5 protein-coding genes are annotated in these 14,131 nt (G+C 50.0%); all 5 read left to right on the forward strand.

Annotated features, from left to right (window positions below):
- Positions 1–739 precede the first annotated feature (739 nt).
- The 5 genes from J2X61_RS32365 to J2X61_RS32385 all read left to right on the forward strand — a co-directional run bounded on the left by J2X61_RS32365 (position 740) and on the right by J2X61_RS32385 (position 13,922).
- Entirely contained in the window at positions 740–2,545 is a 1,806-nt protein-coding gene (locus J2X61_RS32365) for a sensor histidine kinase (RefSeq protein WP_310194120.1), read from the forward strand.
- Positions 2,546–2,549: 4 nt separating this feature from the next.
- Positions 2,550–4,187: a helix-turn-helix domain-containing protein gene (locus J2X61_RS32370; protein WP_310194123.1), complete on the forward strand. Its 1,638-nt coding sequence runs from the start codon at positions 2,550–2,552 to the stop codon at positions 4,185–4,187.
- A gap of 110 nt (positions 4,188–4,297) precedes the next feature.
- Positions 4,298–5,605 (forward strand): ABC transporter substrate-binding protein, encoded by a 1,308-nt coding sequence (locus J2X61_RS32375; protein ID WP_310194126.1) that lies wholly within the window; start codon positions 4,298–4,300, stop codon positions 5,603–5,605.
- Positions 5,606–5,758: 153 nt separating this feature from the next.
- Entirely contained in the window at positions 5,759–12,082 is a 6,324-nt protein-coding gene (locus J2X61_RS32380; protein ID WP_310194129.1) for a discoidin domain-containing protein, read from the forward strand.
- A 73-nt stretch (positions 12,083–12,155) separates the two neighbouring features.
- A complete protein-coding gene (locus tag J2X61_RS32385; protein WP_274467719.1) occupies positions 12,156–13,922 on the forward strand; it encodes an S-layer homology domain-containing protein in 1,767 nt (588 codons plus the stop codon).
- The last annotated feature ends 209 nt before the right edge of the window (positions 13,923–14,131 follow it).

Here is a 14,131-nt window from a genome sequence, read left to right on the forward strand (position 1 = left end):
CACCAGAGCGCTTATTTGCCGGATTTCGGGGCGAAATCGGGCTGGAAAGCGCAAATAGCGGCGCTGGTGTCCGTTAGAAGGTGGAAGCGGCCCGGAATCCGCGAATAAGGACCGCTGTGTCCGTTAGCCGGCCGGAGGGCATGCCACGCAAAGGGCTCTGCGCCCGGCCGGCGAGCAGACCAGCGAGCCGGACGCGTGGCCCCGCGGGCGGAGCTAACGGACACAGAAGCCGCTAATTGCGCGGAAACCGCCGCAATACGGAGCTAACGGACACCACAGCGCTTATTTGCCGGATTTCGGGGAGAAATCGGGCAAATAAGCGCAAATAGTGGCGCTGGTGTCCGTTAGAAGGTGGAAGCGGCCCGGGATCCGCGAATAAGGACCGCTGTGTCCGTTAGCCGGCCGGAGGGCATGCTGCGTAAAAGGCTTTGCTTGGTCCCCGAGCCGAACGCGCGGCCCCGCAACAAAATATATCAACTCCAACCACAAAAAAGATCATGTGAAAGCGCGACCAAAGTCTCTACAATTAGTTGTACCCTTCCTCAGACAGGGAGCGCATGGAAGCAAACTCGGTGTTGACGAAGATTGGCGGTTCACCTTAAAATGGCGGTAGTTCATGTCGAATCTTGATGAATGAAGCCATCGGATCTCCCCGTACTCCCATTAGTTAAGGGAATATTTCAACATTCAGCATTGTGTGTGTGTGTGTTGCATCGTATCTTGAAATGGGGGCACAGTGATGCGTATATTCAGGAAGAGATGGCCGATCACCTCGATCCTCTATGTGATGTTCTTTTGTGTAATTGTGATGCCGATCGTATTGGTAGCCTCGTTATCGTTGCGAGCCTATACCGATATTTTGCTGACGAATATTACCTCGCGCACGATGCAAACCCTCGAACAAGTCTCTTACTCCATCGATCAGGAGAAGAGCAGATACATCCGCACGGTGGCTGCTATTGCCACGGACAGCAATGTCATATCCCTTGCCACTTCCTTTCACCGCAGTGCAGATTCCAACACTTTATTCAACTATTCCATCCAACTAGAGAATCAATTGAAAAATTATTTGCATGATATGCCTGACGTCGTTTCCGCGATGTTCGTCTATCGCGACGGAGACGCCTATTTCTTTGAAGGCACCCACTTTCATAATATCAACACACGGGTTAACGAAGAGCTGTTGAAGGCAACACCCCTTTACAAGAAAGCGCTGCAGAATCAAGGCAGGGTCCTATTGTTCGGTTCCGAAGAGAATAAGCTCATTGAGTCCAATGATAAATATATTTTATCTGCTGCCATAGCTCCGAAGTATGCCAGTTCATTTAACGATGTGGAAATGATCTATTTTGTCATACAGGCCAAATCGTTCGAGAATCTGGCGGAATCGTCGTCCAACCAGAACGGGAGCTTCATCGTCCTGGATGGAGACGGGAACATCATGCTGGATACAAGCGCCGATAAGATGCAAAGCATCGAGAAGCAAACGGTCGGGCAAGCTCAAGATAAGAAGAACGGCAACTTTAGGACGGTCGTGAATGGGGAAGAGATGTTTGTCACGTTCCTCACCATGGAACGCACGGAATGGAAGATCATCTATGTGACGCCGTATGACCAGATGACGGCAGAGGTTAAGCAAATCTACAAGTTTATTATGGGCGTGTCTGCGGCAGGCCTGGTCATCTTTCTCCTTGTGTCATTTTTCCTTGTCAGGAGTATCGTTGGTCCAATCAAGTCTTTGATTCTGCAAATGAATAAGATGAAGAGCGGGTCGTTCAATATCGATCTGGAGCTTTCCGGTCCGCTTGAGATTTACTCGCTGGGCAAAACGTTTCAGAATATGACGATGCGCATGAAGGAACTGATTGTCGAGAAGCGGGAGCAAGAACAATTAAAAAACCGCGCGGAACTCGATGCGCTTCAATCGCAAATCAATCCTCATTTCTTAGTGAATACGCTGAATGCGATCAAAATCATGGCTATGCTGGCGAAAGCGACGAACTTGGTGGAAATGACGGATTCGCTGATCAAATTGCTTTCATCTACCTTTCACCGGGGCGGATCGTATATCCAAGTATTTGATGAGATGCAAAGTCTGGAGAAGTACATTCATATTATGAAAGTCCGCTACGGGGACCGTTTTAAAGTGGAATATGACATCGATGAGCGTGTGACGGAAGCCTACATTCTGAAGCTGCTTCTTCAGCCGATTGTGGAGAATGCGATTATTCATGGGTTCTATGGCAAGGAGGCGATGGGGATTGTCAAAATAAAATGTGAAAAACAGCTGGATCAGCTCGTGATTACGATTACGGACAACGGCAAAGGGATGGAACAGCGGACAAGGGGAACGCTGCTTCAAGAGAAAAAGGTGGAGTCGTTATGCGGTATCGGCATAGCGAATGTCAACGACCGGATCCGTTTAAATTACGGGGAGCCGTACGGCTTGACCATTCACAGCGAGCTGGAGGTCGGAACGGTGGTTATTGTGACGTTACCGCTTCTGGCAAGCAATCCTGATCAACAATCGAAAGAGCGGAGATGAGTTCATGTATAGAGTGATGATCGTCGATGACGAGCCTTTGGTCAGACTGGCGCTGGGGGCGATTATTCCGTGGGAGGACCTGGAATGCGAGGTTGTCGGGGAAGCCGCGGACGGACTTGAGGCATGGGAGCGCATAGCGGAGAAACAAGACATTGATATCATGATCGTGGATATGAGTATGCCGCGGATGGATGGGAACACCTTGTTATCCAAGCTGCAGGAGGCGAATCTGGCGAATCCGCCTTTAAGCATCGTGTTAAGCGCGTACTCCGATTTTGATTTCGTGAGGAAAGCGTTCGTGCTGGGAGCTGTGGACTACATCATGAAAGCGGATCTGGATCCGGAGCATATTATGCCGGTCGTTCGGCAGGTTGTCGATCAATTGAAAGTCAGAACGATGGATCCGGGCAATGGCAACGAACAGGACGAAGCCAACAGGAGGCAGCGGGATGCATGGCTCCGAGGGCTGTTACTCGACAAAGATTATCTGTACAGCTTTAACTCCGTGCAGGATGCTTCCTTCCAGAAATGGGTGTCGAACTACGCGAACTATCAACATGTTCTCGTATCGTTGCTGCCGGACAAGCCATCTCCGGCAGGAAGTGAACTTGCCTTTGCCGGGGAGGAGAGCAAGGGACATTTGGTTCGCGTGATTAAGCAAGGGATGGGTGTCGTAAAACATCCTTATGAACTGATTCAAGTTCATGAAGAGGAGGTCGTCCTGCTGTTATGTTTTGAGTCGGCGACCAGTTATTTGCACGTGCGCGGGACGGTGATGGAGCTTCTGGATTCCTTGCGGAATACGGTGAAAAACTATTTGAACGTAACGCTGTCCGTTGGGGTCGCGGATGCTTGCAGCGATTGGAGAAGCTGGCATCTGAGATATGGTCAAGCTAGAAGCTTGGCCAGCCTTCGTTTCTCGGAAGGGCCGGGACGCATTTATTATCCGGAGACGCAGAAGGCTCTGAGGCCAGAACCGCTCGTTCCGTGGGATTATACGAATATGCTGCAGCAGATGGAGAAGGGTGACGTTCAATGGCAGGAACAGCTGTACGCCGGTTTGAAGCAGTTAGGCGAACAGTCGAACGTTACATTGGAGAGCTCGCTTCCGGTCTACGAAGAGCTGATTTGGAATATCGGCGCGCTGCTTCATGCCAAAGCGATGAATTGGACGCATGTCATCGAAACCCGGCGAAGACCCTATGAGATTGTGGAACAATTCAATTTCCGGGTGGATTTACACGAGTGGATTGAGAAGCTTGTGTTTCGTCTGGCCGATTTACTCCATCCGGATAACCTGCGGGAGGAGAACCCGCAGCGGCTGGTGGAAAGGGTCAAGCGGTACGTCGAGAAAAACTATTGCTCGGCAATTACGCTTGGACAAGTCAGTGAATGGGCGCAAGTGACGGAGAGCCATCTGAGTAAACAGTTTGTGAAAGAAACGGGGGAGCATTTCATCGAATATGTGACCAAGCTGCGCATCAATGAAGCCACGAGACTCATGGAAACCGAGATGAAAATGTACGAGATCGCCGTCAAGATCGGCTATGAGAACCCCGAGCATTTCAGCCGAGTGTTTAAAAAATATAGAGGAATGAGCCCTCAGAAATACCGGGAGCATGCGCTGCGGAAAAAAGACTGAACCCAAAATATATCAAGGTAATAACCAAATATATCAATGAAAGCGTATTCTGCGTTTTGTATCATAAAAGTGTAAATCACTTACGTAATCTTGGGGGGTTAAGATCGAAGATGAAAAGAAGACTTGTAACATCCGTTCTATCGATAGCATTGACGTTCGGTTTGGCAGGATGCAGCGGGAATTCGGCAACGCCCGGCAGCTTATCATCCGCTGCGCCGGCACCGGCAAGCGGAAGCAAAGGGAATGAAGTTACATTGAAGCTGGCGATGTGGGACAGCGACAGCGAGTTCCTCGACAGCTGGACGAAGAAAGTCAAAGAGTTCTCCAATGTCATGCCGAACGTCAAGATGGAAGTGGAAACTTTCAAGAGCGACGGCGACTATCTGCAAGCGATGAAAGTCAGATTAGCGGCGAACGAGCTGCCGGACATTATCGAGCTGAAGCCGAATTTTATCAATGATTTCAAAGCGGAGCTGCTGCCTCTCGATGATTTGAGCGTCACCGCGAAGAATACGAAAGCCAAGCAGTTCGCCGTAGACGGCAAAGTTCTAGCGCTTCCGGTTATTTCTTTCCCTGAACTTGTCTACTATCATCCGAGTGTCTTCAAAGAGTTAGGTTTAAGCGTTCCGACGACATGGGAGCAGTTCGTCAGCGTATTAACGGAGATTAAGAAGAGCGGGAAATATCAGCCGTATGCAATGGGCGGTAAGGACTCGTGGCCGAACTATCCGTTCAATGAATTCATGCCGCTGCTGGCGTCTGGCGACGAGAACTATTATGACCAAATTGCCGGCATGGACAAACCATTTGAGAAAGGCACGCCGTTCTACAAAGCTTACACGGATATTCAAACTTTGTATGACGCCAAAGTCATGGGAGCGGATCCGCTTGGATTGAGCAATGATCAGGCAACAGGATTGTTTGAAGCGAAAAAAGCTGCTGTCATTGCCGCAGGTCTTTGGTATTTGCCGCAATACAAATCCAAAGTAGGCAACACGGATGACTTGGCGGCATTCCCGCTGCCTACGCGTCATTCGGTGACTGAGCCGCTGAAAGTCATGACGTTCACGGATAACTTCTTCGGTATTAACAACAAATCGAAGAACGTCGAAGCAGCCAAGAAATTCCAAGAGTGGATGTTCTCCTCGGATGCCTATTCCTTCTACGTGAATAAGAAGCAAGCGAACTCCGTGATGGAAGGCGTCAAAGCGGATGTTCCATTCTTGAACGACTTCTACAAAGCGAACAAAGTTGAAGAGTTCAACTACCGTCCAGGCGGAGAGAATTTCAATAAGTACGTGAATTCGATTCAATTGGATTGGAAGAAGCTTGGCCAAGATATGATGGGCGGCAAGGCGGTGGATAGCATCGCGAAGGATCTGAACGATAAATGGACCAAAGCGAGAGCTAGCAAGTAAGGTGCAAGATAATTGGAGGGGGGATGAGCGATCATCCACTCTCCAACACTTAGGAAATTGATGAGAATCAGTTTCTGTTTTTTTAGACTCAACGGTAAGCGTTTCCAATAACTGGTTTTTGGCAACGAAGTATCCCAGATAGGAGTTGTAGATATGACTGCAAAGATTGGGAAAAAGGTATGTGCTTCTTTCCTTGCATTAACGATCGTTTCGCCTGCGGTTTACGGTTTAACACCGGGACAAGCGAGCGCCGCGACAACAATTCAGTTAGACCCTGGCCATATGCAGCAAGCGTGGGACGGCTGGGGGACGTCATTAGCGTGGTTCGGAAATGTAACGGGCGGCTTTAACGATGCAAAAAGAAATGCATTGGCTGATGCGCTTTACTCGCCGCAAGGATTGAATTTCAATATTGTCAGGTATAACATTGGCGGCGGTGAAAATCCGGCTTACGAGACGATGCGCCAAGGAGGGGAAGTTCCAGGGTTCTCGCCCTCGGCCGGAGTGTTCGACTGGACGCAAGATGCGAATCAGCGTTGGTGGCTTCAGGCTGCCAAAGAACGTGGCGCTAATTTATTTGAAGCCTTTTCCAATTCACCTCCCTATTATATGACGGTCAGCGGAAGTACGACTGGAAATACGGATAAATGGAAAGACAACTTGAAGTCGGATGAATATAATAACTTTGCTAATTATCTGGCAGAAGTGGTAGAGCATTTTAAAGATAACTGGGGCATCACTTTCAACAGTCTTTCGCCGATGAATGAACCGAATACGGACTATTGGGGATTTGGCGGCGGTCAAGAAGGCTCTCACTGGGACACTGACTCGCAGGCCAAGATGATCAATGCGGCTCGCGCCAAGCTGGATGAGAAAGGACTGCAAAACGTTAAAATTTCCGCTATGGATGAGACCAACGTGGATACGTTCGTAAGCAATTGGAATTCGTATGATGCGGTTACGAAGGCGAATGTCGGGCAAATGAATACACATACGTATAGCGGCTCTAATCGTCATTTGGTTAGAGATGCAGCCAAGACGGCAGGCAAGCCGTTATGGATGTCTGAGGTTGATTTGGGACCGTCCGGCATTGCGCACGATCACGATGATTTTGAACCTGCACTCGCATTGGCTGAAAGAATTATGACGGATATTACGTGGCTTGAGCCGAAAGCCTGGGTCATATGGCAGGCGATCGAGAGCGAGAAAAACATGCAGAAGGAAGACATGAACTGGGGTCTCCTCCATGCCGATTTCGATACGCAAGACTGGTGGTATGGGAAAAAATATTACGCAATGGCGCAATTCAGCCGATTTATCCCGCAAGGCTCCAGATTTATTGGAGATAACGATGACAATACGCTGGCGGCCTTTGATCCTGCCCATAATAAAATCTATGTGGTGTATAGAAATCCGAATACGACCAGCCAGCCTATTTCCTTGGACATGTCACAATTTGATGAGATCACAGGGCAAGCTGCGGCATATGTCTCCTCAGCGTTGGAGAATGTGAGTCAACGTGAAAGCGTTTCCATAACGAATAAAACGTTGAACACAACTGTCGATGCGAAATCGATTACAACGTTCGTTATCGACGGAGCGTCCTATACCGACAGCACGGTCATTCCGCAAAGCGGGATGACGGCGACGGCAAGCAACTCAGCCTCGGGGGAAGGACCGGAAAGAACGTTGGATGGCAATACCGCAACGAATTGGCACTCGGCTTGGTCTGGCACACCGGCACCGGCACCGCATTCCATCACCTATAACTTAGGCGGTTCCTATAACGATGTTTACCAATTGAAGTACTTGCCAAGGCAAGATGGCAGCTTCAATGGTGTTGCAACCAAGTATGAAGTTGCAGTAAGCACAGATGGAGCGAATTTCTCGAAGGTTGCCGAAGGGACATGGAGCAACGACAAAACGGAAAAAACGGCAACATTCTCCGCAGTAAGCGCTACACATGTGAAGTTTACAGTGACGCAATCGAATGATGGTTCCGGCACACAATACGGCTCGGCTGCCGAGATACACATTTTGAGAAAGCCGGGCTATACCGTTGATAAAGCGAATCTGAGCGAAGCAATTACGAATGCTGAAGCTTTACTGACTGAACAGCCAGGCTTATCTGCCCTGCAAGCGTTAATTCAGGAAGGCATAACGGTTAGAGATAAGGATTACGTCACTCAGGAAGATATCGCCAAAACGACGGACCGAATTATCGCGGAGTATAACCTTCATGCCGGCTTCGTTCAAACGGGTCTTATCCCGCAAAGCGAGATGACGGCGGAGTCAGACAGCTCCGCACCGGGCGAAGGACCGGACCAAACGATCGACGGGGATACCGGAACGAAATGGCACACAGCCTACGACGGATCTTACTCGGCACTTCCGCATTCGATCACCTACAACCTTGGCAAGACCTATGACGGTGTGTATAAGCTGCGATATGTGCCGCGTCAGGATGGGGATTGGAACGGCATCGTCACCCAATATGAAATTTCCGTCAGTACGGACGGCACGACATTCACCAAAGCTGCGGAGGGAACTTGGGAAGCGAATCACAACGAGAAAACGGCTACCTTCAATGCCCGGGGCGCTTCCTATGTTAAATTTACTGCACTTGCTTCCAGAAGCGATGCAGGCAAGCAGTATGGATCGGCTGCAGAGATCCAGATTTTGAACAAGGCGGGCTATACCGTTGATAAGTCCAGCCTTACAGAGGCGGTGTCAGCAGCGAATGCCTTTAAGACCGGCTTTACGAAGGATCCTTCCTACTTGGAGCAACTGGAAACGCTTCTTACCCAAGCTTCGGCGCTGCTGGTTAATGCGGCAGCCACGCGAGAAGAGATTGTGAAAATGACAGGTCAAATTACGGCTGAAATCGCAGGAGTTCAAACTGCTGTGCAGCAAGTTGAAGCTATTCAAATTTTTTATGCGCCGGAAGCGTACGGAACGAATCCATCCAATCTCATGCTGGACAACAATCGTTCAACCTTCTATGAATCCAACTGGGACTCCGACGGAAGAACATACAGATCCGGCGATTATTTTATCATCGATTTGGGCCGGAGCAAGCCTGACATTGGGAATGTTACGATTACGCCAAGGCAAGACAAGGCGAACGGCAGACTAAAGCAATTCAAAATTTATTACAGCAATGCGGCAGACTTGACGGGGACGCCTGCCGACGGGACGCAAGCGTATCTGGACCGGCATTTCACGTTTGCCGCAAACGGCGCTTGGGACTCAACCAGTTCGAGCGTACAATCGGCAACGTTCAAATCTCATGCAGCCAGGTACATTGCGGTTCAGGCGGTTACAACGGGCGGTGAAGGCAATACGCTGACTGCGGCAGAAATTTCGGTCAGTCAGAAACAAGCAGCTGCTTTCGATACAAGCAGTTTGGATAATGCCATTGCGCAATTGCGGACAGCGTCTAGTATTAGCCCGAAGGTAGCAGGGGCGATTGAAAGTCAAATTGCCAAGATCGGGACGCTGAGCGAATTAACGGAGGAAAGCATTCCATATTACACAAAAATTGTGCAGGATTTATTCATTTTATATCAGAGTGTAGGTAAAACAGCTTCCATTAAAAGCGGTGAGGTGTGGCTGGACGGAGACGGCGTTCCAATCCAGGCTCATGGCGGAGGAATTCTTTACAACGAGAAGGACAAAACGTACTACTGGTATGGCGAAGACAAATCGGAGAATAATGTTGGCTCAGGCTATGTCCCGGTAACTGGCGTTCACGCGTACTCTTCTACAGATCTGTACAATTGGAAAAATGAAGGGATTGTGCTGCCGGTCTTCAATAACCCGCAACTTGGCGAAAATGTGTTACCTGCCGGCAACCTGCCCATGTACTTGGATGAGAATTCGGAGACTTACACGAATAGCGGAGTTCCATTCGATCCGAATCGTGTAGTCCATATAACGGATCGAAATGGCGATTACACAGGTTCGATGAAATCGCCGGTTAATTCGTTAAGCAAACATAATTCACCCGAACGCATTGCCGAGCTTAACGCATTGTACGCGGACATTACGAATGCAGAGAAGCAAGCGATGTATAAAGAATTCAACTGGGATAAAGTTGTCGAACGTCCGAAGGTCGTCTACAACAAGCAAACGGACAAATATGTGATGTGGTGGCATCAAGACGGACCGATCGCCGGCAAGTATTGGACGGCGGAAGGCGGCGTTGCGATCAGCGATTCGCCGGCGGGTCCATTCAAGTATCTCGGCACGTTCCGATTGCCGAATAATGGATGGGGCGGCGGTGAAGGCGAAGGCATGCTGCGCGACATGACGCTTTATGTAGACGATGACGGCAATGATGCCACGCATGACAAGGCCTATCTGATTTATGCATCCGAAGGGAACCACACGACCGTTATCATGATGTTGAATGACGACTACACGGGTCCGGCCACGGATGCGAACGGGAACTCCGTCGAAGGCGTTCAATATGTGAGAGCCTTCTCGTGGAACCGAGAAGCGCCGACGATGTTCAAGCAGGATGGTGTCTATTACATGATTACATCTGGATTGACGGGTTGGGACCCGAACCAAGCGGAATATCATGTATCGACAAATGGCGTATTCGGCCCATGGGAACATAAAGGCGATCCGTTTGTGGATGACTGGAAGCACACAACCCATGATAGCCAAAGTACGTATGTCCTGCCTTATCGGGATGGCAATGGCGATGTCGTGCCGAACAAATTCATCTTCATGGCCGATCGCTGGTACCCTAACGATCTGAAGGACTCCAGGTATGTCTGGCTTCCGTTCGAAGTGAATACGGCGAATCGCACGATTGCCGCAAGATGGAACAAGGAGTGGAATTTCTCCGTTTTCAAAACAGGCACGACGGTGAGCTTCAACAGCAGCGGAGGCAGTGTGGTTCGTTCCGTGTACGGAGCTGTACAGGGTTCGAAGATCGCAGCGCCTGAAGCTCCAACGAAGAACGGGTTTACGTTCGCGGGTTGGTATCAAGACGAAGCGCTGACGCTCGCCTGGGATTTCAGTGTGAATACGATCCCAGCCAACGATATGACGCTGTACGCGAAGTGGGAGCAAGCAGCACCTGTGATTACTGGCGTATTGCCGGTAACTGTGTCTACCGTTACCTATTCTGCGCCAATACTGCCTGGCACCGTAACCGTGACTTACAAGGATGCGACGACAGCTCAGGAGCCCGTTACTTGGGATGCGGTTCATCCGTCCAAGTATGCGGCAGCCGGAAACTTTAGCGTGAACGGTGCTGTAAGCGGAACGGCTATATCGGCTGTTGCCCATGTAACGGTAACAGACGCCGTTTACGGTCATTCGGTTACTTCCATCTCCGTAAGCGGCGCAGGCGGTGCGATTGCAATCGCAAGTCAGGGCGGCACACTGCAAATGCAGGCGACTGTCTTGCCGGCGGACGCCAACGATCAAGTCACATGGAGCGTTTGGGAAGCCGATGGGGTTACGGCAACCGATAAAGCGGTGATCACAGACGGCGGATTGCTGACGGCGGCTAAAGACGGCATCGTGAAAGTGGTGGCGACAGCTGTAGACGGAAGCAGCATGCAAGGTTCCAATTATGTCATGATCAGCGGTCAGACAACGGCTCCGACCGAGGTGCCTCGCACGGCGCTGACGGGAGCTGCGGCGGTTCAAGCAGGAGCTGCATTCTCGACCATTTTCGGTTTAACGAACGTCACGAACAGCGCAACTTCCGCCGTATATGCGGCTGATATTACGTTCAGCTATGATGCGAATACGGTTGAATTCGTATCCGTAGATGCATTGATATCCGGCTTTAGCGTGGTTGAAACGAAGAAGGATGTACCGGGTCAAGTTCGCATTATCGCGATTAGCGAAGGTGAAGCGGGGGCGATCGCCGCAAGCGGAGATGTATTCAGGATCAATTGGAAAGCGAAGCCGCTGGCTTCTTCCGCTGCGATCAACCTGGCACTGACCAATGCAGCTCTTTCTAATGGACAGGGGCAACAGATGGATGCTCAGCTTACTAATCTGGCGGTAACTGTTACGGTTACGACCGTTAACAAGACAACTTTACAGACGGTCTTGGGTTTGGCGCAGTCTATCTATGATCGCGCTGTGGAAGGAACGCAAGCCGGGGAATATGCAGCAGGTTCCAAGACAGTGCTGTTGGCTGCGATCCAAACGGCAGCTGCCGTAAACGCGAACCCGGCGGTTACCCAGCAGCAGTCGGATGATGCGGCGAATGTGTTAAACCATGCGATTCAAACCTTTAACCGACAGATCATCACTGTCTTCGCACCGGGCGATGTCAATGAAGATCATGTGATCAATATTGGGGACTTGGGCAGCGCAGCGCAGCATTACGGAAAAACGACGGAAAGCAGCGATTGGAACGAGGCGAAGAAGGCTGACTTCAATCACAATGGCATCATTGACATTATCGATGTAGTAGATATCGCTAAGCTCATCATGCAATAAATGGAAAGGGAAGTGAAAGGGGCAATCCTTTCTCTTCCCATCTAATCATGTTGTTCAAAAAGGAGTGTGCCCCATGATACGCAAAACAGGGTTGTTTTTCATTGCCATAATGCTCTTATTCACTGTTATCCCAATCGGCATGGCTTTAGGGGCTGGAGTTCCGTCGTTTACTGTCAGTGCTTCCCAAGTGAAGGTCGGTGACGATGTCGCCGTTACGATTCACGGCAATCATGTGACGGATTTATACGGTTACGAGGTGGTCCTGACGTATGATGCCGATCGGCTGGAATTCGATAAAGAGCAATCGAACGGTTCTTTCGAAGGGTATAAGATTGCACAAAATTCGGGGAATCAAGCCACATTTGCTTTTACGAAAATAGGGAATAAACCGGGGGAAACCGGAGATCTAGCTATCTGTACACTGATTTTCAAGGCTAAGACAAGCGGACAAGCTAACGTCACCTTGAAACAGATGACAACCGTCACATCGCAATCACTAGCTTCTAGTTGGAATGTAAATGCGCAAAATGCCATTCAGATTGACGGGACTGGAGCTGGAACAGACCGGGGAGGAGGCTCACCGGCTTCACCAACGAAAGAAGATCCGAATCTCTATGTTCCGCAAGAATCGGAGCTCCGGATTGAAACGGCACAAGACGGCCAAACATCCGTAACGGCGGTTATCGACAGCAAACGTCTGGCGCAAAAATTAACGGATCTGCAGGCAGCGAGCGGCAGCACCGTTTTAAACTTTGAGATTCCAGGTGAGCACGCCTTGAATGCGCTGCAACTGCCGCTGCCAACGTTATACGACAGCTTCAAAGATCATAAAGATACGGTTCTAACTGTACGAAGCCACTTAGGCACTTATGAACTTCCGATGTCCATTCTGAACCAAGCGGCATTTGCGAGTGCGGCTGGTACGGAAGGCGCGACGCTGATCATTCGTTTGGATAAAGCCAAATCGCAGCATGAAACGCAATTCGACCAATCCCTCTCCGAGAAAGGCATGGCGAGAGTGAGCGATATCATCGATTATAAAGTGATTCTGAAGACCCGCGATAAGGAAGTGGAAATTCATAGCTTCGGCAGCAGCTTTGTGTCACGCGTCATCCGTGTTGATGATGTGATTCAAGATTCTTCGGCTGCGACGGCGGTTGTGTACGACCCGGTTACGGGAGAAATGAAATTCGTACCTTCCACGTTTACCGTGACAAACGGCCAAACGGAAGTGAAGGTGACCCGAAATACGAACAGTATGTACGCCGTCGTTCATAACAAGCAAACGTTTAACGATATGGCCGGTCACTGGGCGCAGAAAGATGTGGAGCTGCTAGCTTCGAAATTGATTATCGCCGGAACATCGGACCGCACGTATACGCCTGAAATGCAAGTCACCCGCGCTCAGTTTGCCGCCTTACTGGTAAGAGGACTCGGGTTGTCGGCGGAATCCGTTCAGCACGTATTTACCGATGTTCCCGCATCCGAGTGGTATGCTTCGGAAGTCCATACAGCAGCGAAGTACGGCTTGGTTCAAGGTGTGGGTGAAGGCAAATTCAACCCCGATGCACAGATTACAAGAGAGCAGATGGTCGTGATGATGATGAAAGCGATCGCACTCGTGCAAGGAGAGAAGAAATCCGAAGCAGCCATGCAGGCTCCTTTCGCTGATCAAGGCCGGATTTCCGACTATGCGCGCAACGCGATTGCCGAAGCAGCTGCCAAAGGATTGATTCAAGGCAAAACGGAAACTGAGTTTGCTCCGCAAGATGCAGCAACCCGCGCTGAGGCGGCTGTCATGATCAAGCGCATGCTGCAATATGTGAAATTGATCAATTAGACCAATAGCCACAGAGACAGCTTCCGCACCTGAACATAGGCTGTCTCTATGGTACCGGCAGCCGGCGGCGGACGAAGCAGGAGCAAGTGCAAGGAGAGTAAAGGAGGGGAGTTATTTGTGTAAGAAGATTTCAACATGCCTAGGACTTATATTTATGCTTATTTTTGTCTCCGTGGCCCCTGTTGTTGCGAGTACAAATAGTCAAATCA

Source organism: Bacillus sp. 3255 (assembly GCF_031456485.1).
Classification (GTDB): Bacteria; Bacillota; Bacilli; order Paenibacillales; family NBRC-103111; genus Paenibacillus_E.

What these genes read in the sequence shown, in the direction of transcription:
- J2X61_RS32370 (WP_310194123.1), top strand. Translation starts at nt 2,550, where the DNA reads ATGTATAGAGTGATGATCGTCGATGACGAGCCTTTGGTCAGACTGGCG.
- J2X61_RS32375 (WP_310194126.1), top strand. Translation starts at nt 4,298, where the DNA reads ATGAAAAGAAGACTTGTAACATCCGTTCTATCGATAGCATTGACGTTC.
- J2X61_RS32380 (WP_310194129.1), top strand. Translation starts at nt 5,759, where the DNA reads ATGACTGCAAAGATTGGGAAAAAGGTATGTGCTTCTTTCCTTGCATTA.
- J2X61_RS32365 (WP_310194120.1), top strand. Translation starts at nt 740, where the DNA reads ATGCGTATATTCAGGAAGAGATGGCCGATCACCTCGATCCTCTATGTG.
- J2X61_RS32385 (WP_274467719.1), top strand. Translation starts at nt 12,156, where the DNA reads ATGATACGCAAAACAGGGTTGTTTTTCATTGCCATAATGCTCTTATTC.